This window comes from Paucisalibacillus globulus DSM 18846 (assembly GCF_000482485.1).
Taxonomy (GTDB): Bacteria; Bacillota; Bacilli; order Bacillales; family Amphibacillaceae; genus Ornithinibacillus; species Ornithinibacillus globulus.
In genome coordinates this window covers 70,946-95,738 of sequence record NZ_AXVK01000001.1, presented here as the reverse complement: position 1 = coordinate 95,738, position 24,793 = coordinate 70,946, and the positions used below count along the sequence as shown (strand labels likewise).

At 35.3% G+C, this 24,793-nt stretch carries 30 protein-coding genes; 7 read left to right on the top strand and 23 right to left on the bottom strand.

Annotated features, from left to right (window positions below):
- Positions 1 to 156 precede the first annotated feature (156 nt).
- From K332_RS0100500 to K332_RS0100485, 4 genes are read right to left on the bottom strand one after another with little or no spacing between them, the layout of a single operon-like run.
- Positions 157 to 1,398 (bottom strand): ABC transporter permease, encoded by a 1,242-nt coding sequence (locus K332_RS0100500; protein WP_026905656.1) that lies wholly within the window; start codon positions 1,396 to 1,398, stop codon positions 157 to 159.
- Positions 1,391 to 2,290, bottom strand: coding sequence for an ABC transporter ATP-binding protein (locus tag K332_RS0100495; protein ID WP_026905655.1), 900 nt, complete (start codon positions 2,288 to 2,290; stop codon positions 1,391 to 1,393). Before K332_RS0100495 ends, K332_RS0100500 begins: the two co-directional genes overlap by 8 nt.
- Before the next feature lie 14 nt (positions 2,291 to 2,304).
- Positions 2,305 to 2,622, bottom strand: coding sequence for a DUF2178 domain-containing protein (locus tag K332_RS21730; RefSeq protein WP_051359301.1), 318 nt, complete (start codon positions 2,620 to 2,622; stop codon positions 2,305 to 2,307).
- Between the two features lie 36 nt (positions 2,623 to 2,658).
- On the bottom strand, positions 2,659 to 2,877 hold the full coding sequence (locus tag K332_RS0100485) for a helix-turn-helix transcriptional regulator (RefSeq protein ID WP_026905654.1): 219 nt from the start codon (positions 2,875 to 2,877) through the stop codon (positions 2,659 to 2,661).
- 171 nt (positions 2,878 to 3,048) lie between these two features.
- On the opposite strand from K332_RS0100485, the gene K332_RS0100480 reads away from it, so the two are divergent.
- Entirely contained in the window at positions 3,049 to 3,234 is a 186-nt protein-coding gene (locus K332_RS0100480; protein WP_026905653.1) for a YhzD family protein, read from the top strand.
- Positions 3,235 to 3,330: 96 nt separating this feature from the next.
- Here the strand turns inward: K332_RS0100480 and K332_RS0100475 are convergent, their stop codons facing one another.
- Positions 3,331 to 4,104, bottom strand: coding sequence for an enoyl-CoA hydratase-related protein (locus tag K332_RS0100475; RefSeq protein WP_026905652.1), 774 nt, complete (start codon positions 4,102 to 4,104; stop codon positions 3,331 to 3,333).
- 236 nt (positions 4,105 to 4,340) lie between these two features.
- On the bottom strand, positions 4,341 to 4,691 hold the full coding sequence (locus K332_RS0100470; RefSeq protein WP_026905651.1) for a YlbF/YmcA family competence regulator: 351 nt from the start codon (positions 4,689 to 4,691) through the stop codon (positions 4,341 to 4,343).
- Positions 4,692 to 4,958: 267 nt separating this feature from the next.
- Here K332_RS0100470 and K332_RS0100465 point away from each other — a divergent pair, with 267 nt between their 5' ends.
- Positions 4,959 to 5,840 carry a PucR family transcriptional regulator gene (locus K332_RS0100465; protein ID WP_026905650.1) on the top strand — a complete coding sequence of 294 codons (882 nt, stop codon included), beginning with the start codon at positions 4,959 to 4,961 and terminating at the stop codon, positions 5,838 to 5,840.
- A 128-nt stretch (positions 5,841 to 5,968) separates the two neighbouring features.
- Complete coding sequence (locus K332_RS0100460) at positions 5,969 to 7,066, top strand: ABC transporter ATP-binding protein (RefSeq protein WP_026905649.1); 1,098 nt, start codon at positions 5,969 to 5,971, stop codon at positions 7,064 to 7,066.
- 199 nt (positions 7,067 to 7,265) lie between these two features.
- On the opposite strand, the gene K332_RS0100455 is transcribed toward K332_RS0100460, so the two are convergent.
- From K332_RS0100455 to fumC, 4 genes are all read right to left on the bottom strand, one after another.
- Entirely contained in the window at positions 7,266 to 7,460 is a 195-nt protein-coding gene (locus tag K332_RS0100455) for an alpha/beta-type small acid-soluble spore protein (RefSeq protein ID WP_026905648.1), read from the bottom strand.
- A gap of 82 nt (positions 7,461 to 7,542) precedes the next feature.
- Positions 7,543 to 7,737: an alpha/beta-type small acid-soluble spore protein gene (locus K332_RS0100450; protein ID WP_026905647.1), complete on the bottom strand. Its 195-nt coding sequence runs from the start codon at positions 7,735 to 7,737 to the stop codon at positions 7,543 to 7,545.
- A 248-nt stretch (positions 7,738 to 7,985) separates the two neighbouring features.
- On the bottom strand, positions 7,986 to 8,180 hold the full coding sequence (locus K332_RS0100445) for an alpha/beta-type small acid-soluble spore protein (RefSeq protein ID WP_026905646.1): 195 nt from the start codon (positions 8,178 to 8,180) through the stop codon (positions 7,986 to 7,988).
- Positions 8,181 to 8,382: 202 nt separating this feature from the next.
- On the bottom strand, positions 8,383 to 9,768 hold the full coding sequence (gene fumC / locus K332_RS0100440) for a class II fumarate hydratase (protein WP_026905645.1): 1,386 nt from the start codon (positions 9,766 to 9,768) through the stop codon (positions 8,383 to 8,385).
- A gap of 210 nt (positions 9,769 to 9,978) precedes the next feature.
- On the opposite strand from fumC, the gene K332_RS0100435 reads away from it, so the two are divergent.
- Positions 9,979 to 10,890: a zinc dependent phospholipase C family protein gene (locus K332_RS0100435; protein WP_026905644.1), complete on the top strand. Its 912-nt coding sequence runs from the start codon at positions 9,979 to 9,981 to the stop codon at positions 10,888 to 10,890.
- Positions 10,891 to 10,916: 26 nt separating this feature from the next.
- Here K332_RS0100435 and K332_RS0100430 read toward each other — a convergent pair whose 3' ends face one another.
- From K332_RS0100430 to K332_RS0100405, 5 genes are all read right to left on the bottom strand, one after another.
- Positions 10,917 to 11,141 (bottom strand): hypothetical protein, encoded by a 225-nt coding sequence (locus tag K332_RS0100430; RefSeq protein WP_026905643.1) that lies wholly within the window; start codon positions 11,139 to 11,141, stop codon positions 10,917 to 10,919.
- Positions 11,142 to 11,310: 169 nt separating this feature from the next.
- Complete coding sequence (locus tag K332_RS0100420; protein ID WP_026905642.1) at positions 11,311 to 11,874, bottom strand: AAA family ATPase; 564 nt, start codon at positions 11,872 to 11,874, stop codon at positions 11,311 to 11,313.
- Between the two features lie 70 nt (positions 11,875 to 11,944).
- A complete protein-coding gene (locus K332_RS0100415; RefSeq protein ID WP_084287594.1) occupies positions 11,945 to 13,216 on the bottom strand; it encodes an MFS transporter in 1,272 nt (423 codons plus the stop codon).
- Between the two features lie 71 nt (positions 13,217 to 13,287).
- The gene (locus K332_RS0100410) at positions 13,288 to 14,748 is read right to left on the bottom strand and encodes a methyl-accepting chemotaxis protein (RefSeq protein ID WP_026905640.1); all 1,461 of its coding nucleotides are present in this window, start codon (positions 14,746 to 14,748) and stop codon (positions 13,288 to 13,290) included.
- Between the two features lie 189 nt (positions 14,749 to 14,937).
- Positions 14,938 to 15,171 carry an IDEAL domain-containing protein gene (locus K332_RS0100405; protein ID WP_026905639.1) on the bottom strand — a complete coding sequence of 78 codons (234 nt, stop codon included), beginning with the start codon at positions 15,169 to 15,171 and terminating at the stop codon, positions 14,938 to 14,940.
- A gap of 228 nt (positions 15,172 to 15,399) precedes the next feature.
- On the opposite strand from K332_RS0100405, the gene K332_RS0100400 reads away from it, so the two are divergent.
- Entirely contained in the window at positions 15,400 to 16,269 is an 870-nt protein-coding gene (locus K332_RS0100400) for a cation diffusion facilitator family transporter (protein WP_026905638.1), read from the top strand.
- A gap of 51 nt (positions 16,270 to 16,320) precedes the next feature.
- Here K332_RS0100400 and K332_RS0100395 read toward each other — a convergent pair whose 3' ends face one another.
- From K332_RS0100395 to map, 3 genes are all read right to left on the bottom strand, one after another.
- Positions 16,321 to 16,617 (bottom strand): AzlD domain-containing protein, encoded by a 297-nt coding sequence (locus K332_RS0100395; RefSeq protein ID WP_026905637.1) that lies wholly within the window; start codon positions 16,615 to 16,617, stop codon positions 16,321 to 16,323.
- The gene (locus K332_RS0100390; RefSeq protein ID WP_026905636.1) at positions 16,617 to 17,345 is read right to left on the bottom strand and encodes an AzlC family ABC transporter permease; all 729 of its coding nucleotides are present in this window, start codon (positions 17,343 to 17,345) and stop codon (positions 16,617 to 16,619) included. The genes K332_RS0100395 and K332_RS0100390 overlap by 1 nt, the downstream gene beginning before the upstream one ends.
- A 562-nt stretch (positions 17,346 to 17,907) precedes the next feature.
- Complete coding sequence (map, locus tag K332_RS0100385; RefSeq protein WP_026905635.1) at positions 17,908 to 18,660, bottom strand: type I methionyl aminopeptidase; 753 nt, start codon at positions 18,658 to 18,660, stop codon at positions 17,908 to 17,910.
- A 201-nt stretch (positions 18,661 to 18,861) separates the two neighbouring features.
- Between map and K332_RS24640 the strand changes: the two genes are divergently transcribed.
- Positions 18,862 to 18,999 (top strand): YjcZ family sporulation protein, encoded by a 138-nt coding sequence (locus K332_RS24640; RefSeq protein ID WP_084287591.1) that lies wholly within the window; start codon positions 18,862 to 18,864, stop codon positions 18,997 to 18,999.
- 43 nt (positions 19,000 to 19,042) lie between these two features.
- Positions 19,043 to 19,141 carry a YjcZ family sporulation protein gene (locus K332_RS23485; protein ID WP_084287590.1) on the top strand — a complete coding sequence of 33 codons (99 nt, stop codon included), beginning with the start codon at positions 19,043 to 19,045 and terminating at the stop codon, positions 19,139 to 19,141.
- Between the two features lie 67 nt (positions 19,142 to 19,208).
- Here the strand turns inward: K332_RS23485 and K332_RS0100370 are convergent, their stop codons facing one another.
- From K332_RS0100370 to K332_RS0100350, 5 genes are all read right to left on the bottom strand, one after another.
- Positions 19,209 to 19,967 (bottom strand): (S)-benzoin forming benzil reductase, encoded by a 759-nt coding sequence (locus tag K332_RS0100370; protein WP_026905634.1) that lies wholly within the window; start codon positions 19,965 to 19,967, stop codon positions 19,209 to 19,211.
- A gap of 21 nt (positions 19,968 to 19,988) precedes the next feature.
- Positions 19,989 to 20,969, bottom strand: a complete 981-nt coding sequence (locus tag K332_RS0100365) for a phosphotransferase enzyme family protein (RefSeq protein WP_026905633.1) — start codon at positions 20,967 to 20,969, stop codon at positions 19,989 to 19,991.
- A gap of 58 nt (positions 20,970 to 21,027) precedes the next feature.
- Positions 21,028 to 22,398, bottom strand: a complete 1,371-nt coding sequence (locus K332_RS0100360) for a dipeptidase (RefSeq protein ID WP_026905632.1) — start codon at positions 22,396 to 22,398, stop codon at positions 21,028 to 21,030.
- Positions 22,399 to 22,717: 319 nt separating this feature from the next.
- Positions 22,718 to 23,854, bottom strand: a complete 1,137-nt coding sequence (locus K332_RS0100355) for a bifunctional cystathionine gamma-lyase/homocysteine desulfhydrase (protein WP_026905631.1) — start codon at positions 23,852 to 23,854, stop codon at positions 22,718 to 22,720.
- 1 nt (position 23,855) lies between these two features.
- A complete protein-coding gene (locus tag K332_RS0100350; RefSeq protein ID WP_026905630.1) occupies positions 23,856 to 24,791 on the bottom strand; it encodes a PLP-dependent cysteine synthase family protein in 936 nt (311 codons plus the stop codon).
- Between the last annotated feature and the right edge of the window lie 2 nt (positions 24,792 to 24,793).

Genomic DNA, 24,793 nt, shown 5'->3' with positions numbered 1-24,793 from the left:
TCTTCCTAGTTAAAATTAGAGCCCGAATACACTTCACTTTCAGCAGGTGGCTCATGAACCTCCCACTGGTGTCTACGTGTATTCGGGCTACTCAGTGCTAATATATACTTTTCTTATCTATTTTTCGTTAGTTTAAATCATAGCATTGTGAAAACATTAATCTTTTTTCGTTAATTGTACTGCTTTCTTAATATCCTTAAACGGATTAGAATTTCCGTATAACAGTACACCGCCTTTATATACTTTCGCCCCAATAATAGCTAATAGAATAATCGTCCCTACTAGAATTCCTACCGAGATTAATACTTCCCAGATAGGGACGTCTACAAGTCCTACACGGAGAAACATTAAAAGTGGTGCAAAGAATGGAATATATGATGTTATAATAACAATCTGTGATTCAGGTGCATTCATTCCAAATATCGCTAAGAAAAACCCAATTGCAATTAAAAAAATGATTGGGGTAACAATTTGGTTTGCCTCTTCCACACGACTAACAAGAGATCCTAGCATTGCAGCTAGTGTTGCATATAGGAAGAAACCAAGTAAAAAGAATAAAACTCCATATAATATAATAGATATGGATGCATTATCGAGACCAAACGATACAATCAAGCCACCAATTTGTTCGGATTTAGATTGTAACATAATAAACGCAACCACTATTAAAATACCAATCTGTGTTAATCCTAACAAAGCAATCCCAATTATCTTAGCAAACATATGTGTTATTGGTGGAGCACTAGAAACTAATATTTCCATGACTCTTGAAGATTTTTCAGTTGCTACGTCTGTTGCAATCATGGAACCATACATCATCACAAACACATACAGTAATAGCAGCATGGCATATACAATTCCCATGGCCTGATTCCGTTCTTCTTCTGTCTTTACATTTTCATCTAGAGCCACTTTATGAATAGTGATAGGAGAAAAAACCTCATGTATAGCAGCTTGATCTATCCCTAACTGTGATGAAGCAAGTGTAACTTTTACCTGTTGTAGCTGTTGTTGAATACTTAATTGCAGCTCTGAATCTGTTATATTCTTCGAAAAAAATGTTGCTTCTGGTAATCCCTCGTCATTTAATTTAACTGTAACAAGAGCTTCATATTCATCCTCTATTACTAGAGATTTAGCATCCTCAACTGAATCCGAAAATGGTTCTAGTATTAATTCACTATCACTAGTCTGTAAGTTTATATAATTGAGTAGTTCACCAGATTCATCGATGATAGCTACTTTTTGTTCTTCTTCACCACCAAATGCTTTAATAATAGATTCGAAGTTTACCATCACCAATAAAAATGCAAGAATTAAAACCGTGCTAATATAGAATACCTTAGTTCTTAACTTGGATAGATAAGTATGTGTCATAATAATCCAAAACTTATTCATAACTCGCACCCACTTTCTCAATAAAGATATCATTTAAGGAAGGTTCTTCTAATTCAAATTTCCGAACAAATCCTTTTCCTTGTAGTTCATGAAAAATCTCTTGAGAAATATTTTCATTTGAAATCTGCAAAATACACCCATTCATTGTTTGTTTAAATTTCGTAACACCTTCAAAAGTCTTTAAAAAGTCCAGTGGCATATCAGCATGAATAAGAAGATTTTTCTTACCAAATGAACGTTTTATTTCACGTAAAGATCCTTGAACTACCGGATTTCCTTTTTGTAAAATACATAAGTGTTCACATAATTCTTCAACATGTTCCATTCGATGAGAAGAAAATACGATCGATGTACCTTGATTTTTCAGGTCGATAACTGCTTCTTTTAACATCTCAACATTGATCGGATCTAATCCTGAAAATGGTTCATCTAAGATTAGAAGCTCTGGTTTATGAATGACTGCTGAAATAAATTGGATTTTTTGCTGATTTCCTTTAGATAGTTCCTCAACCCTTTTATCCATATATTCTGGAACCTTAAAACGTTCCAGCCACTTTTCCAGTTCTCCTACTACTTCCTTTCTTTCCATTCCACGTAAACGCGCTAAATAGATGATCTGTTCTTTTACTTTTAATTTCGGATAAAGACCACGTTCCTCAGGTAAGTATCCTATAATTCTACTTTTTCCATAATTTATTTTTTCTCCATTCCAAGTTATCTCACCTGAAGTCTTTTCCAACAACCCAAGAATCATTCGAAAGGTTGTTGTTTTGCCTGCACCATTTCCCCCTAAAAATCCAAACATTTCATTTTCTGGGATTTCTAAAGATAGGTTATTTACTGCAACATTTTTTCCAAATTGTTTTGTTAAATTTTTTAATTTTAATGTCATTTCTTTACCCCTTTCTATTCCTTACTATCATAATAAGCAGCTGCAAATCCCCAAATCGAAACATGTAAGATATAAAGAATATTCAAAAAGAAAAATGCAAACTTTATTCCATCGAATATAATAACTATCGGATTAGCAATTAACATGATAACAAGCATAATATCCCAGGTACGTCCTTTTGCACGGTTATGTACATTATAATATCGCTCGTCATATCGATAGTTTTTCTTACCAACTCTTCTCTGGATATAAAATAGTGCCAGCAAAAAGAGATAGTTTCCGATTAATATCAAGATAACCCATGGTGATTCCAAAAATGATTCGCTAAACATGATATTCCCCCTGTACTTGAGATTGTAGATACGCTATCAGTGTAATCCCTGAATATTTTCATCGCCCTCAAAAATAAATAAATCTTCTATACTACATTCAAAAATCTGTGATAATTTATGTGCAAGAACAAGTGATGGCTTATATTTTCCTTTTTCCAACGAGATAATGGTTTGCCGTGATACTTGTAATGCTTGCGATAACTCTTCTTGTGTCATATTTTTCTCGGTTCGTTTTTCACGGATTAACGTTTTCATTTTATCTCCTACTTTTTTGTAAAGTTAACTTTACGTAAAGCTTACTATACATATACATCGCATGTCAAGGTTACTTTACATATATTTTTGTTATTTACAAAGAAGGATTTTCTTGAAAAAGGTCGAATATAACCAATAAGAACGATCATTACTTCTGGAGGTAATCAAAATATGAAAACGTATGTATTAACAGTTTTTGAAAAATCTGGGGAAACATTATTGGATGAATCATTCCAAGCAGCTAATGACCAAGAAGCTAAGAAGCTAGGAGAAGAACGATTAGCTAAGGAAGGCTATCTTGAACATACCCATCGATGTGTGTCACCAGAGGCAAAGTTAGTTTTATTCCACCGATAATAAAAGGGCTGTCATTTAGGTTAATAAGCCTATTGACAGCCACTTTTCTAATTAGGGGAATAAATTTCCTAACTTAGCCCCATAAATATAAGCATATTATTTCCCTTTAAAACTTGGCTTTCTTTTTTCTAAAAATGCATGAACACCCTCTTGATGATCTTCTGAATACCTGAGTTCCCATTGGTTTTGTTTTTCTTTTTGAAGGAAATAATTCAACTTTTCTAATCTCTCTTCATGATAAGTCATTTTTGTTTTTAACATAGCTTCTAAAGGGGAGGCTAATAACATTTGCCCTAACTTTCCGGCCTCTTGAACAACATCTTCGCCCGTGAGTAAATCAACTAAACCCATATGTTTCGCTTCTTCACCTTTTACCTGCCTTGGATTTCCCCAAATAAACTGTTTTGCCCGTTGTATACCAAGACGTTGCTCAGCCCAGAAGTGCCCACCACCATCAGGCGCAAGCCCTACACCAATAAATAACATTCCAAATTTAGCTTCTTGATGTGCAACCACATAATCTGCTGTTAGAGCTAGACTAAGCCCTAATCCTGCTGCTGAACCTTGCACCGCAGAAATAACTAACTTTGGCATCATATAAAGCTTGCGGACAATACCAGCTATCGAATCCATAACAGAATCAAAAAATTCTTTATTTCCAAAGTCCTTCATCATGGCGATATCTCCACCAGCACAAAATGCGTTACCTTCTCCACGAAGTACTACGATACGATCTTCATTTTTATCAACCATATCCACTACGTCATATAGCTCTTCTAACATTTCTTTGTTAAGAGCATTATAGCGGTCTGGACGATTCAGACTTATGAATGAAATTCCATTATTACTTTCATGTTTTACAAAGTTCAAACTAACTCCCCCTTAATTTAATTTCTCCACCTGAATATATTCGATATGGAAATACATAATTCCTTCTTATCATTACTTATAAGGATTATGGGTGATTTCATAACTTGGAAGTTTTGAACAGCGTTATCTGTTTTCAAACCGAAACCTCGAGCATGCGGTTAAGAACGTACAGAATGGAGTGTGCTAAGGACAACAAAAAAGCACAAGGAAATGATATCCTTGTGCTTCCTATGTATTTACCCTTGATGGGATCCGTACAGTTCCTCTAAAGGTTTTGTAATAATTTGACTTAATTCATTAATTACCATGTTCAAGCGTTGTTCTTGTTCCATTAGAGAAGATATCGCTTCATGCTGTTGAACAAGCTCTACCACTTGACGAGCGTTTTCAACTTCTTCTTCCGTGATGTCTTCACCCTGCATTTGTTTTTGTTGAAGTTCCATTTGAGTGTCACGGAAATCTTCAAATGTTTTCTTTGCTGTTGGGTCGCTCATTACTGCTTCAAATGCAGCTTTTAATCCTTTAAACTCTTCACTTTCTCGAATTGCCTTTTCTAAATCATAGGCACTATCAAACATATTTGACAAAACAAATTCCTCCTTGGATAGGTTACTACACACTATAACAAACGAAATGCTTGATGTACACTGATAGCAATCACCTTTACAATAACTTTTCTTATATAATCCATATTGAATACACCTCGCTTTTAAACAAAATGACAGAAGCAATAGTTATTCTATAGGCGTGAAAAGATTTTTTATACTTTCCTAGCCGTCTGACGTACACTTACTTTATAAAATAGTATATCTATTGCTATAATGAAAAAAACACTATTAAAAGAGGTTTTCCTATTGATTGAAAAACTAAAAAAGTATTATCCGTCTCTTCTGCATTACGAAACAGTACCTATCGAAGTTAACTTAGATTTTAAATGGTTTCAAATGGATAATGGACATTTGGTTGGGATTCATCCATCTGAACTTGAAGAAAAAGATCTACTACTATTACATACATTTTTAAAACCGTATCGGAATCGCTTTCCGATAATGACAGAAGAAGAACAAAGGTGGAAACAGTGGATTGAAATAGACAGTAACTATCCAGAGATAAATAATAGTTTTCGTTTTGTGTATTTTAAAATCCCTTCAAACCAAATTGAACCACAGGACTTTAAAGATGCTATTATTCAATTGTTTGAAAAGGAAACAACTGTTTTATGGGAAAGTGAAACAGAAGGGGTTATTGTCGACTATCAACGGAGTGACCTAGAAGAAGAGATTTCATATAACGAGATAATTGACATTTTAATGAGTGATTTATATATAAATATACAATTTTTTGTCGGACCATATCTCTCTACTCTTCAAGGGATTAAAGAGCATTACTATCAACTAATCCAAGGAGCACATACCGTATTTACTTATTCAGAGAAGAGTGTTGTTTCCTATATAGAAGCAATTCCGTTTCTATTGATTGAACAGACAAGTCCTCATTATAAAATGGATTTACAAAACCTTATTCTTCAAGACTTTCAAAATGATGCTGCGTTTTTAAAAATCATGGAAGTTTTTTTTGAAAGCAATTTAAATATATCTGTTGCTGCAAAAAAATTGTATATGCACCGTAATAGTTTACAATATCGAATTGATAAATTTTACGAAAAAACAGGTATAGATATCCGTACGTTCCAGCAAGCACTTTCTGTTTACTTGGCTTTAATAGCAAAAAAATAATCGTATTTGTAAACATGCACAAAGAGCCCATCATTCTTTGTGCATGTTTACTATTTAGCCTAGTTTCATTCTTTATTATAATAGAATCATAAAGTAAAACGCTTTCACAAACTAAGGAGGACATACACATGGCAGAATTACGATTAGAACATATTCAGAAAAAATATGACAAAGATGTTATTGCAGTAAATGATTTTAACTTGCATATTCAAGATAAGGAATTTATCGTTTTTGTAGGACCATCTGGTTGTGGAAAGTCGACAACTCTACGGATGATTGCAGGTCTAGAAGAAATTACTGAAGGTGGACTTTTCATTGATGATAAGAAAATGAACGATGTTGCACCGAAAGACCGAGACATCGCAATGGTTTTCCAAAACTATGCATTATATCCACATATGAATGTTTATGATAACATGGCGTTTGGATTAAAATTACGTAAATTTAAAAAAGACGAAATTGATAAGCGTGTACAAAACGCTGCAAAAATCTTAGGTCTTGAAGCTTATTTAGATCGTAAGCCAAAAGCACTTTCTGGTGGTCAGCGTCAACGTGTTGCTTTAGGTCGTGCTATTGTTCGTGATGCAAAAGTATTCTTAATGGACGAACCATTATCAAACCTAGATGCAAAATTACGTGTACAAATGCGTGCAGAAATTCAGAAGCTTCATAAACGTCTACAAACAACTACAATTTACGTAACCCATGACCAAACAGAAGCTATGACAATGGCTACACGTCTAGTTGTTATGAAAGATGGTATTATCCAACAGGTAGGTGCACCGAAAGAAGTTTATGATAACCCTAATAATGTATTCGTTGGTGGATTCATTGGCTCACCTGCTATGAACTTCTTAACTGGAACGATTAAAGAGAATAACTTTGTAATGGGCGACATTAAAGTACGAATCCCTGCAGGTAAATTAAAGCTATTAAAAGAAAAAGGCTATGTTGATAAAGAAGTTATTCTAGGTATTCGTCCAGAAGATATTCATGATGAATTAATATTTATTGAATCAACTCCAGATACTAAAATCTCTGCTTCAATTGAAGTTGCAGAATTGATGGGTGCCGAAACTTTCCTATATTCAAAAGTTGCAGATCAAGATTTTATTGCACGTATTGATTCACGTTCAGATATCCAAGGTGGAGAAACACTTGATCTAGCTTTAGATATGAACAAAGCACATTTCTTCAATGCTGAAACAGAAGAAAGAATTTACTAATTAACGATTAATAAGGGGGCTAGTAGCCCTCTTTTTTTGTTCTTTAAAATTATTTATATTTCACTCTTGTGATACAAGAATGAAATACTTTTGTTAATTAAAGGGAATTATTTCTATAAAGTTGTAAATAATACTGTTATCAATATTTTAAAAGGGAAAGCCCATAAGCTTTCCCTTTCCAATAGCCATAGATATTCAATTATTTACCAGCAAATTGTTGTTGAGCTGCTTGAACAAGTCGCTTAGTAATTTCTCCACCTACTGAACCATTAGCACGAGAAGTTGTATCAGCACCAAGATTTACTCCAAACTCAGAAGCGATTTCATATTTCATTTGGTCTAAAGCTTGTTGTGCACCGGGGACTACTAATTGATTTGAGTTATTATTTGCCATATTCTATTACCTCCTGTTTGATAATTATAAGCGCTAATCTATTGTCATTAGAAAGCTATATTAAAGAATAAACTCAATCCTCTTACTTACCATTTAATTGTTGTTGAGCAGTTTGAACTAAACGCTTAGTGATTTCTCCTCCAACCGAACCATTTGAACGAGAAGCACTTTCACCACTAAGGTTTACACCAAACTCAGAAGCGATTTCGTATTTCATTTGATCAAGGGCCTGTTCAATTCCAGGTACAAGCAGTTGGTTTGAATTTTTGCTTGCCATTCTATCACCTCCTGTAAGAGTATTTTGAGCAGAACAGCATATTCTTATCACAAGAAATCATTGGAAATTCATATATATAAAGATTTCTCCTCTAAATTTGGCATTCTATATTCGGTTAGAAAAACACCTAATCCAAATTTTATAGAATAAATTATTTTTCTAGTTCTAAAAATAGGGACATAAAAGGGAAAGTCTGATGACTTTCCCTTTCTACAAGGGGCTTATTACCCCAATCCATAACTATTAAATTAATGACCACCTAATTGTTGTTGAGCAGCTTGAACTAGACGCTTAGTGATTTCTCCACCAACTGAACCGTTAGCACGAGAAGTTGTATCAGCACCAAGGTTTACTCCAAACTCAGAAGCGATTTCATATTTCATTTGGTCTAAAGCTTGTTGTGCGCCAGGCACTACTAATTGGTTTGAATTGTTGTTAGCCATGTTTTATCACCTCCTGTGATATATATTGTGAACAGAACAGAGAATCTTATCACAAAAATCCACTGGTAAATTGTGGGTTGCCATTTAGGAGCCATTGCTTTTAAGTATTTATAATCGCAAGGTTTGTCTTTTCAATGTTCTATTGACCTAAGAACAAAAAGAATCCTACCATTTAATAATCTGGTAGGATTCTTTTTGTTTATTATTTAGGATATGTCATTTCTCTTGGATTTACATACTGATCAAATTCTTCAGCAGTTAATAATCCTAATTCAACAGCAGTTTCTTTCAATGTCGAATTATCAGCAAAGGCTTTTTTCGCAATTTTAGCTGCATTTTCATAACCAATATGTGGATTTAATGCTGTAACAAGCATTAGAGAATCATTTAGGTTCTTTTCAATTTGTTCTAGATTTGGCTCGATACCTTGTGCACAGCGTTCATCAAATGAAAGAATGCTATCTGCAAGTAACTCACAAGACTGTAAGAAATTATAAGCTATTACAGGTTTAAAAACGTTTAGTTCAAAGTTACCTTGGCTAGCAGCAAAGCCAATTGCCGCATCATTCCCCATTACTTGTGCTGCAACCATTGTAACAGCTTCACTTTGAGTCGGGTTAACCTTACCTGGCATGATGGAACTACCTGGTTCATTTTCAGGAATTGTAATCTCACCTATTCCACAACGTGGACCACTCGCTAACCAACGAACATCATTGGCAATCTTCATTAAGTCAGCTGCAAGACCTTTTAATGCCCCGTGAGCGAATACAGTTTCATCATGGCTTGTTAGTGCATGGAACTTATTTGGTGCAGAAACAAACTCTTTTCCAGTAAACTTACTAATTGCCGCACATACACGATCAGAAAACTCTGGGTGGGCATTTAATCCAGTACCAACAGCAGTTCCACCAATTGCTAATTCCTTTAAATAAGGTAAGCTGGATTCAATCATGCTTTCGGATTTTTCTAGCATGCGATGCCATCCACTAATCTCTTGCCCCAGTGTTAGTGGTGTTGCATCTTGTAAGTGTGTACGGCCTATTTTAACAATATCTTGGAAAGCATTCATCTTTGTATTAAATGTTTCTTTTAACTTACGTAATGCTGGTAAAACAACCTCTTCAAGCTTCAATACTTCAGCAACATGCATTGCTGTTGGATAGGTGTCATTTGAGCTTTGTGATTTATTTACATCATCATTTGGATGAAGGACTAACTCACTACCTTGCTCCTTTAACCAGTCATTTCCAACATGTGCAATTACTTCATTCACGTTCATGTTGGACTGAGTACCACTCCCCGTTTGCCAAACAACTAATGGAAAATGGTCATCTACTTTTCCATCAATAATATTTATGGCAGCATACTCAATAGCTTCTGCCTTTTTTGCATCCATGAGGCCCAAATCACTGTTAGCTTTTGCAGCACTCATCTTTAAAATTGCAAACGCTTTTATTATTTCAGTTGGCATTTTTTCATTTCCAATTGGAAAGTTTTCCTTACTACGTTGTGTTTGCGCACCCCAGAACTTATCCACTGGAACTTTTACTTCACCAAGCGTATCATGTTCAATACGAAAATCCATATGTATTTTCCTCCCCAATGTTGATTGTTATAATAATCCCTCTCTATTGTATCAAATTTTAACAAAATGAAAATCAAATTCACCTTTACCCTACAAAAAATTATTAATTTCATACGTATTAGGTTGAATTCACAAAATTGTAATGCCTATTCACCTAAATTAGCATTATACTAGTATGTATCATAAGGATAAAGTTAGGAGGACTTTACAATGCCTAATATTTGGACACACATGCTTTTTTGTGAAGATGTAATAGACGCAATTGGAAGTCCCAAGTCTATTCCCAGGCAAAGTTATATTTTAAATTTAGGTGCACAAGGTCCAGATCCATTTTTCTACTATAATTTTTGGCCATGGATGAAAGATAATCCTGTCAATCGTATTGGAAACAGAATTCACACCGAAAATTGTGGTGAATTCCTTATGTACTTAATTGATGAGGTTAAAGATAAATCTGATGAAATGAAATCCTATGTTTTCGGTTATGTAACACATCACATTTTAGACCGGAATACACATCCATATATTCATTACCGTGCTGGCTATGAAGGAAATAATCATTCAAAATTAGAAATTATAATCGATACCTTGATGATGGAACGATATAAAAACCTTAAAACCTGGAAAACACCGGTTTATAAAGAAATTCATCTAAATCAAACCGTTAAGAATGAAATTGCAAATTTATTACATCAGACTATTAAAAAGCACTTTCCAGAGATAGAAAAGGATTCATCAAAGTATATAATAAAAGCTTTCAATGATATGAAATTAGCTCTTAAATTGTTAGCTGATCCAAATGGTTGGAAAAATAGATTACTACCTACAACCGTATCTTCTTTTTCACATCAACCAATTGTAGATCACAAGGATTATTTAAATTTAGAACATTCCACATGGCTTCATCCTGCTACAAGGGAACCTAGCAAGAAAAGTTTCATTGACTTGTATGAACAAGCAAGAATTCAAAGTATAGACATTATGAAAAAAGTGATTGGGTATTGGAGAAATGATGGTACGGTACGAGATGAATTAATAGAAATCATTGGGGATATATCATACGATACGGGCTTACCTCTTGAGAGGAATATGCAAAATCAATTTTGTGAACCAATTTTGTAAAAACATTAGTTTATCAACTTTGTAAATTACGTAAAGGAACCTTTATTTAACAAGGTTCCTTTACCTTTTTTATAGCCATATTGAAAACTATAGCCTATAATTATTAAAATGAATACAATCTCAAACAACAGTGCAATGGATAATGCGATTGGCTGGTCTTTTGTAAGTGGGATAATCAATAATAAATCAAAAATAATGATTATGCTTAACCCACCTATTATTGATACGATTGTAAAAAGCTTTGATAACATTTGTTCCCCTCCTATCTTTTATTTGCTCTTTCTGATAATAAAAGGTTCCCAAATCACTTAATAATAATACTTTTTTTCTTGGAAAAACCTCCAAAATCTTCTGGTAATTTTATTATTCTTTCTATACGTAGTGAAGTCAAAATATGAAGAAATCCAAACTTTCAACCTCCTACATTCCTTTTGCAATTGCAACTACCCTTTCAACAATAACATCAACTTCCCTACTATCTTTAAGCACAAATAAATAATCCGCTTCTTCCTGAGTTGGACTAATTACGTCTTCCCTTGCATCATCTGTTTGTTGACGTGCGAGAACCTGTTCAAAGTTTACTGCACTTCTAAAAATAGTTGTTTTACGTTTACTTTGCTGAATCCTTGCAAGTAGAATATGATCAGGAATGTCAAAATGAACAAGAATCCGTATATAATCTTTCGCAGGAAATAATTGTTTCAATAAATAACCTCGATCGTTTATACTTCGATTGGAATTACAAATAATTAAATGAAAATCAGTATTTTCCTTTGTATAGTCTACAACCAATTTGGAAATTGCATGTTTTAATGTATTAGGGCCTTTTTTAGGTTGTAGCTTTTTATAATAGGTATTAATGAATTCAGCATGATTATCTTGGTCCATCACGATAGAATTGTCCAATTTACGTTCTAATTGTCGTGCAAAAGTTGTCTTCCCACTATGTGTTTTGCCAACTGTTATAACTACGATTCTTTTCATTTTTTGTCCCCCTTATGAAACAAAACCGCACAGATAACGATCCCTGCGCGGCTTTTTCTACATATAGAGTTTACGAAGAATGGTTCTTTGCAGCCTCCGCACCCTTTTGTACATTTACAAAACTTAAAATAATAATACCTGCAATAAAGAAGAAGATTAAAGACAAGATCCCATATCTACTATTCCCTGTTAGTTGGCCCACAAATCCAAATAAGAAAGGTCCAAATACTGCCGAGAATTTGGATGAAATTCCATAAAATCCATAGAATTCACCTTTTTTATTGGCTGGAACCATTCGTCCATAAATCGATCTACTTAATGCCTGAGCACCACCCTGTACAAATCCAACAATAGTTGCTAAAAGGTAGAAATGTAGTGCCGAATTCATAAAGTAACCAATTATTACAATTCCTAGGTAGACAAACAATGTTATCATTAAGGCCCTTTTTGGTGAAATCTTTCCTGCCAACCAACCAAAGAAAAAGGTAGACGGGATTCCAACAAATTGAGTGACTAATAAAGCCACGATTAAATCATTTTGACCAATACCAATCTCTGTACCATAAATTGTAGCCATTCGAATTATGGTAGAAATTCCATCGTTAAATAACCAAAAAGCAAATAAGAAAAGTAACAATTGCTTAAACTGTTTAATTTCCCTAAAGGTACTTCCAATCCTAGTGAAACCTATTGCAATATATGCCTTATCCTTCTTAATAGGCTCTCTTTTTTCATCATGTATGTTTTTCAGTAATGGAATAGAGAATATAAGCCACCATATACCAACCATTGCAAAAGATACCTTCATTGCCCCAACAACATCTAAGCCGAACATTTCAGGCTTAAGTATCATCACTACATTGATTAAAAGAAGAATTCCCCCACCAACATATCCTAAAGCAAATCCTTTTGATGATACTTTATCAATATCACTTTCATCTGCGATTTCTGGCAGAAACGCATCATAGAAAATATTAGCACCTGAAAAACCAATAGAGCCAACAATAAATAACGCTGCAACAAAAATATAATCTCCTTCTCCAGTAAATGCCAGAGAGACACTAGCAATCATCCCCATAAATGCGAAGAAGCGAAGAAACTTTTTCTTAGCAGCTGAGAAATCGGCAATTGCTCCAAGTATTGGCGCTAAGATAGCTACAATTAATACTGCGATAGAGTTTGCATAGCCCCAATAACTGGTTGCTAGGCCATCGTCTATATTGTTTGCAGCAACACTTGAATAAAATATTGGTAGAATCGCTGCTAACATCGTTGTAGCAAAGGCTGAATTTCCAAAATCATAAAGAGCCCAGCTCAGTTGTGTTTTCTTATCCTTTTTCAAAAACAAACACTCCCCTCATGCTTAGCATAGCAAAATGAAACGATTGATTTTGTAAATATTTTGTAATTTTTTTATACCCTTTCTAAAGATGCAGCAGCTTCATTTGTTGTTTCAATAGCACGAACTAAAATAGTCATACGATTCACTTGCTCATCAACCATTGCTTCTAACCCTTCAATAGTTGCCGTATTCTCCTCAATAATCGATGCTAATTGATCGACAGACTGTTCTATATTTCCAGATGAACCTTTAATTTCATTGGCTTGTTCATTTAAATATTGTAAGTACTTAATAAAGCTTTGTAATTGCGTTGTGATTGTCTCGAAATGCTCCTTTGAAGCCATTGTATGCTCCGTACTGATTGATAATTTCTCTTTATTTTCATTTACTTCCATTTGTGTACTTTTTGCATCATGCTCAATCATCTCAAGATTTTCACTCATTTGTTTTGCAGTTACTTGAGATACTTCTGCTAATTTTCGAATTTCTGAAGCTACAACGGAAAATCCTTTTCCATATTCTCCTGCTCTTGCCGCTTCAATACTAGCATTCAGTGCTAATAGATTTGTTTGTTTCGCAATATCTTGAATCTTTTCCGTATTGGAATTATTTTCATCGATACGTTGAACAAGATTTTCCATATTCATTGTTAACTGATCAAATGATGCTTGGAAGTCATGTATAGTCTTTGCCAATGTATCCATAGAGGCTGTACCTTTTGTTGATAAATTGATTAATTCCTCACCATCAGCAACACTATTCGAAAAGGATACAATCATTTTATTTAATGCCTGATTGGTAGAATTGGTGGACTCAGAGATTTCACTAGCAGTTTCTGACTGTTGTTGACTTGCCTTAGCTATTTCCTGAAATCCTTCAAGCATTTCTTTCATTTGTTGCTGATTTAAACTTGAGTCCTGTTCAAGTATATTCATTTGTTCTCTAACATCTATTGCACTAGCTTGTACAACTTTAGTTCTCTCTAATTCAATCCTAGACTTTTCCTCTATTTCACTGAGACTTTGTTCCATAGTTGTGATAAATCCTCTTGAAACACGTATTTGAATAAATAGCACAATGAATATCAGTGAAAAAAACACTAATGTGATTGCTGCTGAACGAGTATCAAATCCAACGACTTCTCCCTTAACAGCAATAAAGAACCCTAGTAAAGATATCCCTAAAATTCCACCTGTTGTTAGTACCGCTTTCGAAAGTGATACAGCTGCAACAGCTAATAAAAAGAAAGTAAATAGCATATTAGTTACATAGTCAGAGCTTAACATAACAATTAGTGACACACCTGTTAAACAAACAATAGCAAGATATGGAACTACATTACTAAAAATTCCTTTATAACTGAAGAAAGCCATTAACCCAATTGAAAAGACCCCACCTAACCCGATAGCTAACATATTTTCAAGTGGTGCACCAACTATAACTTCAGCACCCAAACCAAGTAACATGGCAAATAATAATATGTAAAGTAGTATTCGATTTTGTCGTTTTAGAATAGTTTCATCTATCTTCATAAGACCCTCCTAATTTTACATACCCGGTCAATCCGTACATTAGAAAAACTCGCATTCGCTCGTCCTTTAGCGAATGTGTTAGTTTTTCTTATGTCGGCGGAAAGTTTTTTATACTCCCTCTATATACTTTCCTAACTACCAAAAATAGCCTTACCAAACAGAGGCAAGGCAAATGAAGAATGCATACGTTTATTCCCAAATATACTGCATATATTCTTCGCGAACACTTGCAAATTCTTCTTTATTTCCTTTTTGAATGGACTGATTTATTTTTTCTTCTAACATCTTTTTATTCCAGTTAAAGCATAATTCATCTAGTATTAGTCGTGAAGTTAGTCGAATTTCAAAGGATATTTCTCTTCTTGCGTTAAGGACCTTTCCATCATATGGACAAAATAGGTAATTCACCTTTTCCTTTTTCATTGGGATACGCCCTTTCTGCACCTTTATTACTATTATCCTAAATTTTTAGAATTATTGCAATGGAAATTTTATTGAACCAATAATATAACTAATTCATATTTCTTGGACATGGGAAACATACTTATAGCATGTCAATTAAATATCCTTGGCGCTTATCTTTTTCTCTAGACCCACCAATATCTAATTTGATAAACTTGATAAGCTAATGTTATAAATGGAGGCATATAGATGAATCAACCACTAGATATGAAAAGTGGTGAAAAAGGTGCTTGGATTAGTATTTTTGCATACCTTTTTCTCGCTGGTACAAAACTTATAGTTGCATACATAGGAACATCAGATGCCTTATGGGCAGATGGGTTAAACAACTCAACAGATGTTGTAGCATCTATTGCTATATTAATTGGACTGCGTATCTCCCAAAAACCACCCGACCAGAATCACCGCTACGGGCATTACCGCGCAGAAACAATTGCATCCTTATTAGCTGCATTTATTATGGTAGCAGTTGGTATACAGGTCATATTTTCAACTATAATTAAAGTATTTGAGGGTAATACTGTAAGACCTGATATGTTAACGGCATGGACCGCCCTTGGTGCAGCATTGGTGATGTATGTTGTATATAAATATAATCTTTCTTTATCAAGAAAAGTAAATAGTAGTGCATTATATGCTGCTTCACAAGATAATCGTTCCGATGCTTTAGTCAGTATTGGAGCTTTTATTGGGATAGTTGGAGCGCAATTTGGGATTTTTTGGCTTGATCCTCTTGCTGGTTTTATTGTAGGTGTAATTATTTGTAAAACTGCATGGGAGATTTTTAAGGATTCCACCCTTATGTTAACGGATGGATTTGATGAGGAACGTCTAAAAAAAATTAAAGAAGAAATTTCTAAATTCCCCGAAGTAAAAAAAGTGGAAGATATTAAAGGCCGTGCACTTGGAAACCAATCTGTACTAGATGTCACTATCAAAGTTGACCCAGAACTGAATGTTAGACAAGGCCATGATATTACCGTGAATATTGAAGAAAAGCTAGCTGATAAACATGGTATCTTGTACACACATATTCATATTGAACCTTATAATGAGTAATGCTGTAAGGGAGGGTACCGCAGTCTGGTAGTACTGCGACCCTCCTTTTTTCTATAACATTGTTAACAAAAATACTGAAACTATTGCACCAATTACAACAAAAATAACATTTAATCCGATATATGCTAATATTACTGCCACAAGTCCTCCCACTAATCCGATATGTGGTTTATCAGCATTAACTGATAAAATACCAGGGAATATAAGTGCTCCTAATGCTGCATATGGAATCGCATTAAGCCACCGATTCACCCAATCCTTGAATTGTAACTTGTCTACTATAAAAGTAGGTATTACTCTTGGGAGCATCGTCACAACAGACATTCCTATAATTATTAAGAGAATCATCATGCTCGCTCCTCCTTTAATATAAATAGTCCACTTAATCCACCTAGAACCGTACCTGCAACAATTGCCCATCCACTACTCATAAATTGTAAACAAATAACATTTATCAACATCGCTATAATAGCAATGAATCCCACTCGTAACTCTTTTTTCACAGATGGAATTAATAGACCAATAAACATAGCATAGAGGGCAATCCCCATACTTTGACTCAATTTTTCAGGAATGACTTCCCCTAACACTCCACCTAAAAAGGAGCCAACTACCCAGGAAAGATACGCTATTAAAGTAAGAGCACTATAAAAAAGAAATCCCTTATCTTCCTTCGCTTCTTTCGGATGTAAGGATGAAACGGCAAAAGTTTCATCTGTCAATCCTAAGGAAAGTGGTATCTTCCACTTTAAATCAACTGTTCGCAATCGATTCATAAAGGAAAGACTCATTACAAAGTGGCGAAAGTTCAAAACAAAGGTCGCTATAATTATTTCCACTGCTCCTGCTCCCAGTGCAATCATATTAGCACCCATAAATTGACTTGCACCAGCAAACACTAAAACACTCATTAAAGTAAGCTCAGTAAGTGATAGACCAGCTTGCTTTGCTAGAACGCCGTACGTAATAGCAATAGGTATGTATCCGAGCATAATTGGAAAGCCCACCGCTAAACCGCGTTTAATCCTCAAAGCGGATGATGATGTTGTCTGTTTATTTTTACTGACTGTTTCCATGTTCGCCTCTCCCCTGAATTAAATTTCTAATAATTATAACTTATTTCTGATTATGTGAGAACAGAAGAGTCTTTAATTATTAGAAATCCACCGGAGAGTAACATTGCTTCATTGAACAATTACACAATACGAACTAGTAATATCTGCTAGATCTATGCATAAGGATAGTTTTACATTACCTTAACTACCTAAAGACCAAAAGCGGAAGTGCCCGGTTAGGGACTACGGACTGGACTGTGCCCTGCCATGCAGGGTGGGACTGCGTTGCCACGCAAAGTGGGGGTTTTATCAGTCCATTCCCCGGAGGAGATAAAGGAAACACGTCGACCGTAGGGAGTCGATGTTGACTTTCACCACAAGGGTATAAGTGCGACTAAGCCTCTGTCAAAGCCAATCGGCAAGTCTTCTTTATCGTGTCATGAGGTGAGGGAAGTCTCGCTAGTCCCTGGGCGCTGAGTGAGACGTGGCCGTTAAAATAGTGATATCCACAGGCAGTTACTTTTATAATTTCCTAAGTAATAAAAAAGGAGATTTGCAACTATGTACAAATTCTCCTTAGAAGTTATTTATCCTGTTCTGTTAAAATTATCGGATCTCCATCTGTAATTACTATTGTATGCTCATACTGAGCTGAGCGACCGCCATCGATAGTTCTAGCAGTCCAATTATTGCTGTCCACCTTGCTACCCCATTCCCCTTCATTTAGCATCGGTTCAATAGTAATAACCATTCCCGGCTTTAACCTGAGACCTTTATTTGGCAAACCAAAATGTGGAATATGAGGATCTTCATGAATCGTTGGGCCAATACCATGACCAGTAAAGTCACGTACTACAGAAAACCCTTCTCCTTCAGCATATGTTTGAATAGCGTGGCCGATATCACCTATGCGATTGCCTGCTCTCGCTTGCTCAATCCCGATATAAAGGGATTTCTTAGTAACATCCATAAGGCGCAAACCTTTTTCATCTACATTTCCTACTGCATAGGTCCAAGCTGAGTCAGCCAACCCACCATTAAGATTTACAACCATATCTATTGTTACAATATCTCCATCTTTTAATTTTTCTTCGCGAGGAAACCCATGGCAAATTTCATCATTGATGGATGCACAAGTAGCATATGGGAAACCATTGTACCCTTTTTGTTCAGGAATTGCTCCATGTTTTTCAAGGAATCGATCGACAAAAGTATCGATTTCTAATGTACTAATTCCAGGCTTAATAAGTTTAGCAATTTCTTTATGAACCTCAACTAATAAGTCAGCAGCCTGTTGCATTTGTTCTATTTCTCGTTTGCTTTTTCTGGTAATCATGTAATCGTCCTTTCTATTTATCAGTATAAACTGTTAGCTATAATATATTATTTTCCATTTCCTAAGTGTACCATATTTTCACGACACTTTCATTCACATGGACTATTGAAAAAAACCAATTTTTTAATCTTGTTCACCTGTGCATTCGCCCTGTCACCAATTAGATCCACACATACATTGTACTAGAGGAGGTGGCAATAAATGAGTAAAGAAAAAGGTTATGGAGCCGGCTTTGCTTTAATTGTTGTGCTATTTATCTTGTTAATTATAGTTGGTGCTAGTGGTTATAACAACGGTGGTGGCTATGGTTATGGATACGGTGGCGGTTGGAATTTTTAAATTCCAACCCTTATAAAATAATTGAATTATAGGAGGTGATATAATGAGCCGTGGATTTGAAGGCGGATTTGCGCTAATCGTTGTTCTATTCATCCTGCTTATCATTGTTGGTGCAGGTGGATATGGTAGAGGATTTTACTAATATAGAAATGAAAATGCCTTGACGGGAGACTTTCCCATCAAGGCATGCTTTATGTCTTACCATTTTTTTAAAAATACTCATTAACATCATAAATCTTGCCATTCTCAATGCTTGCCTCATCATTTAAAATATCAATCAATATACCAGCAACCATGTCCGTATCACGCAATTGTTTATTTTCCTTATATCCTTTAAATTTGTCAATTTCTATAAAAGATTCCTTTGAGGATGAACGAATCGTTTGTTGCATAGTCGTATCCATTATACCTGGATTAAATGCAATAATCTTTTGTCCCGTTTTCAAATTGACTTGTTCAAGTGCTACGGTTTTTGTATACATATTAATACTTGCTTTTGAACTACAGTAAGCACTCCAACCATAAACCGGGCGTTCCGCTGCACCTGAAGTAATGTTTACACCAATAAAGGTGGTGTTCGAACTACTGGAATAATTGAGCATTTGATTCATTAATATCATAGGTGCAACGACATTTAATTGAAAATGATAAGCTAATCTATCATTTTCTATCTGAGTTACTTGATGAATTGGATCAATAACTGCTGCATTATTAATCAAATAGAATAAAGATGGATTGAGCCTATTCACATCTTCCTGAATCTTTTCGATAACATTTTCTAACTCACTTATATTACTGAGATCACAAGGATAATGCTCGTAGTTTACATTGTTTTTAGTAGCAATTTTAACTAAACGACCATTTGAATTCCTTGAAATACCAAGAACATGAATACCTGATTCTAAAAACAATTTTGCTAGTGCCTCACCTAAGCCTTTTGAGACCCCGGTAATTAAAGCTATCTTCATGTTTTACCACCCTTAGATTCTTTAAGTAATTGACACAATTGCTTCTTTCCTTTCAATTCTTTCCTTTATTTGCTGCATACTCTTCAGTAAGTCCTCATTACGATCCTTTGGAGGAATTTTCTTATTTAAGGCAGCGTAAAGAGTAATATCACGAACCTCCAAGAAAAGTGTTAATAACTTTTCCCAGTCCTTAGGTGGTTCCTTTTCCTCGGTATACCCTTTCATGAAAGCCGTAAGAAAATGCTTAGCAAAATTCCTTTTCTCTTCGATTCTTGTTTTATCCGAGAACAAGGAGTAGCAGGAATAGTATAATGGGATAGCGATATCTGAGACATTCCAAAAGTAACAGGCATCATCAAAATCAAATATATGAATTTCAATTCCATCATAAAAGAAATTTTTGTTATGAATATCATTATGTATAAGCCCAAAATCCTCTTGAGGTAATTCTTTTAACACTTGTATTACTTCTTTTGTTCGTTCAATAACCATTATTTCTTCGGGTACATACTTTTCGATTTCAAATAGATCATCTTCATACCAATTTTTCCGGGTAACTTTTTCTGGTAAGTAATTTTTGGTTAATCGATGTAATTTACCTGTTTCTTTCCCCCAGCTTTCAAATAATTTAGCATGAAACTCTTTATCATTTGCTCGAATTGGTCTACCTTTTACCTTTGAAAAAAGGCTACCAAAAAAAATAGATTGATCAGAAGCAACTTGTTTTTCAACTAAGTTATTATCATTCGAAGGAAATACAACCGATACATTAGCTCCATGGTTATACAAATAATTCATCCATTCTATTTCTCCAACTATTTCATTTTCATTGCGGTGAGAGCTATGGGTTATTCTTAATATATAGGGCTTTCCTTCTTTCATTACTTCATACACATAGTTTTCGAAGTCACCTAGAACTTTGTAAGTTGGTTCTAAGTGATATACTTTAAGAAATCTATTAATTATTTCTTGGCTGTACACTGCCTCTACCGCTCTTTCCAATTCCCTCACCCCCAGTAAGCTAATTTCCTAGAAAAATACCCGGGAAATTAACATGAATCTATTTCTTTATTACTTCATTCCAATAATATACTAATGTTTCCATCCCCTTATCATAACTATCAAGTGGAAAGCTTTCATTAGGTGAATGTAATCTATCTTCTGGGGTCCCGAATCCTAGTAAAACAATGGGAATATTATAGATATCCTCTATCCATTCTACAACCGGAATAGATCCACCCATACGGACATAAACGGTTTCTTTCTCAAATGCTTTCGTGTAGCTTTCTGCTGCTTTTTGTATTAATGGATGATTCGGTTCAACCTTATAAGCTTTGGCTGACAACTTTTCTTTCTTCACTTCAACCGTTACACCTTTTGGAGCAACCTTGTGCACATGACTCTCAAGTGCCTGTTGAACACTAATTGGATCCTGACCAGGTACTAGCCGACATGTTATTTTTGCTGTTGCCGAAGTAGGGATGATTGTTTTGGTTCCTTCGCCTTGATAACCACCATAAATACCGTTCACTTCAAATGTTGGTCTTACCATTGTATGTTCTTTTGCCGTATACCCTTCTTCTGAAACAGTCTCTGTTATTCCAGTCGCTTGAACAAAGTCTTCACTCGGAACCTGATCAATTAATTCCCTTTCCTCATCAGTTAGATCTTCCACTCCATCGTAAAAGCCGTCTACTGTTACAACCTCATTCTCGTTTTTCATAGATGCAAGTATATGGGATAATGCCATAATCGGGTTTCGAACAGCACCACCATACATTCCAGAATGCAAGTCATGATCTGGACCTGATACTGTAATTTCTATTCCAGTAAAACCCTTTAGTCCATAAAGAATAGTAGGCTGGTTTTTGGCAACCATTCCAGAGTCCGAGATAACGGCAAAATCCGCTTGAAATAAATCCCTTTTCTCCTGAAGCATGGTATAAAGATTTTCACTACCAATTTCCTCTTCGCCTTCTAAACAAACCTTTACATTTAGTGGAAGCTTTCCTTCTGTTTTCATAATGGCCTCAAAAACAGCCAAATGCATAAACACTTGTCCTTTATCATCACTAGATCCACGAGCATATAGACGTCCATTTCTTACTTCAGGCTGAAATGGATCACTCTCCCAAAGTTCAATTGGATCAACTGGTTGGACATCATAATGCCCATATATAAGTACAGTTGGTGCGTCCGGCTCTGCCATCATATATTCTGCATATACAATTGGATGTTTCTTTGTTTCAACTAGGTGAACATTTTCAAAGCCTGTATCAGTTAGATAATTTTCTAAAAAATTCGCTGCTTTTCTAACATCTTCCTTGTGTACACTATCTGTGCTAACACTTGGAATTGAGAGAAAGTCATTTAATTTTTGTAATAAACGGTTTCTGTTTTCTGTTAAATAAGCTAAAGCCTTTTCACTCATATTTAGACTTCCCTTCTTTGTTAATATTGTGTCTATTTTAGCATATATTTAATAGGTTTAATATTAGTTTTATAAAATGTGAAATGGTATCTGTGTATTCTGGGCAAGGCTTCGATTTGGCGGGGGTTCGTTCTAGCATTTGGGCTCATGTTCTAGTCCAAATGGGTGTATGTTTCTCGGACTTGGGCTCATGTTCTAGTCCAAATGGGTGTGTGTTTCTTGGACTTAGGCTCATGTTCTAGACCAATGGGCGTATGTTCCTCGGACTTGGGCTCATGTTCTAATTCATATAAAAAGGCAGCCCCGTGAGCTGCCCCGATTAATCACATAAAGCCTGTTCTAAATCTTCTATTAAATCTTGCACATCTTCAATACCAACAGAAACACGGATTAATCCTTCTGTTATTCCAAGCTCTCGTCTTCTATCTGCAGGAATAGAAGCATGGGTCATTTTTGCTGGTAGAGAGATTAAGCTTTCGACTGCTCCTAAACTTTCAGCTAGGGTAAAATAGTTAACTTTTTTTAATACTTCTTCTGCTAACTCTCCACTTCCAACATCAAATGAAATCATTCCTCCAAAGCCAGTTGATTGTCCTTTTGCAATTTCATAACCAGAATGAGATTCTAATCCTGGATAAAAGACTGATTTAACCTTATCATGCTCGACCAAATACGATACTAATTTCCTTGTATTCATTTCTATCGCTTCCATCCGTAGAGCTAATGTTTTTATTCCTCGCATTAAAAGCCATGAATCTTGTGGACCTAAAACCGCCCCAACAGAATTTTGTAGAAAATGAATTTTTTCAGCTAGCTCATCAGATTTAACAGCAACAAGACCAGAAACAACATCACTATGTCCACCAATGTATTTGGTAGCACTATGCAGTACAATATCTGCCCCCAAATCAAGTGGTTGTTGCCAGTATGGCGTTGCAAATGTATTATCAACGATGAGTAATAGATTATGTTTTTTCGCTATTTCAGTCATTTTTCTTAAATCTGTTATTTTTAACAGAGGGTTCGTTGGTGTTTCAATATACAAAGCTTTTGTATTTTCTTGAATAACTTCTTCCACTTTTTCAGGATTACTAGTATCTACAAACGTATTCTGTAAGTCAAATCGTTCTAAAACTTTTGTCATCAAGCGAAAAGATCCACCATAAACGTCATCCGTCATTACGACATGGTCTCCAGATTTGAGCAACATCATTACGGTTGTAATGGCCGCCATTCCAGAACCAAAGGCAAATCCATGGGTACCGTTTTCTAAACTGGCAATTACCGTTTCTAATGCATGCCGAGTTGGATTTCCTGTTCTCGAATATTCATAGCCACGAAAATTCCCAACTCCATCTTGTTTATAAGTACTCACCTGATAAATTGGAACAGACACAGCTCCAGTCTGCTCATCACCGGTAATTCCTCCATGTACCATTTTTGTTTTTGAACGCATGTTATATCTTCACATCCTTTACTTTAGGGTAAATATTTTTACTCAAGTAACGATCACTACTGTCCGGGAATATTATTACAATGGTTGATCCATTTTTTGCTACTTTAGCTTCCTCTAAAGCAGCATACATTGCTGCTCCCGAAGAGCTTCCTACTAATAATCCTTCATTTCGAGCTAGCTTCTCCACCATCTCAAAAGCATGCATATCCTCAACCGTATAAATTTCATCAAAATACTTAGGGTCTACAAATGTTGGTAAAAATTCCATACCAATACCCTCCGTTCGATGGGGACCAGGTTTTCCTCCAGCAATAACCGAACCCTCTGGCTCAACAATGACTGTTTTAACCTTAGAATTTTTTTCCTTAAAATACCGAGAACAGCCCATAAAAGTACCACCTGAACCAGCACCTGCAATAAATACGTCCAATTCGCCATGAAGTTCCTGCCATATTTCAGGTGCAAGGGTTTTATAATAGGTCATAGGATTAGCTCGATTTGCAAATTGCTCTGGAGAATAACTATTTGGAATTTCTTTTAAAAGCTCCTCTGTCTTATTAATTGCTCCAACCATCCCCGATTCCCTGGGAGTATGAACAATATTTGCACCAAGGGCCTGCATGATCATTTGCTTCTCCATACTAAAATGTTCCGGAACAACAAAGATGACCTTGAGCCCTTTTTCCTTTGCAGCTATAGCTAAGCCAATTCCTGTATTTCCAGCAGTAGGCTCAATTATGGTACCGCCTCGACTGATTTTTTCGGTACGCAGTGCTTCTGAGATAAGTTCAACACCTAATCGGTCCTTAACACTTCCACCTGGGTTGTAAAATTCTAGTTTGGCATACAAGTTAACATTGTTTGGTATATCAAAGTTATTAATCCTTAACAAAGGAGTTTGGCCAATTAGTTCGTGTAACGATTGATATAATGCCATTA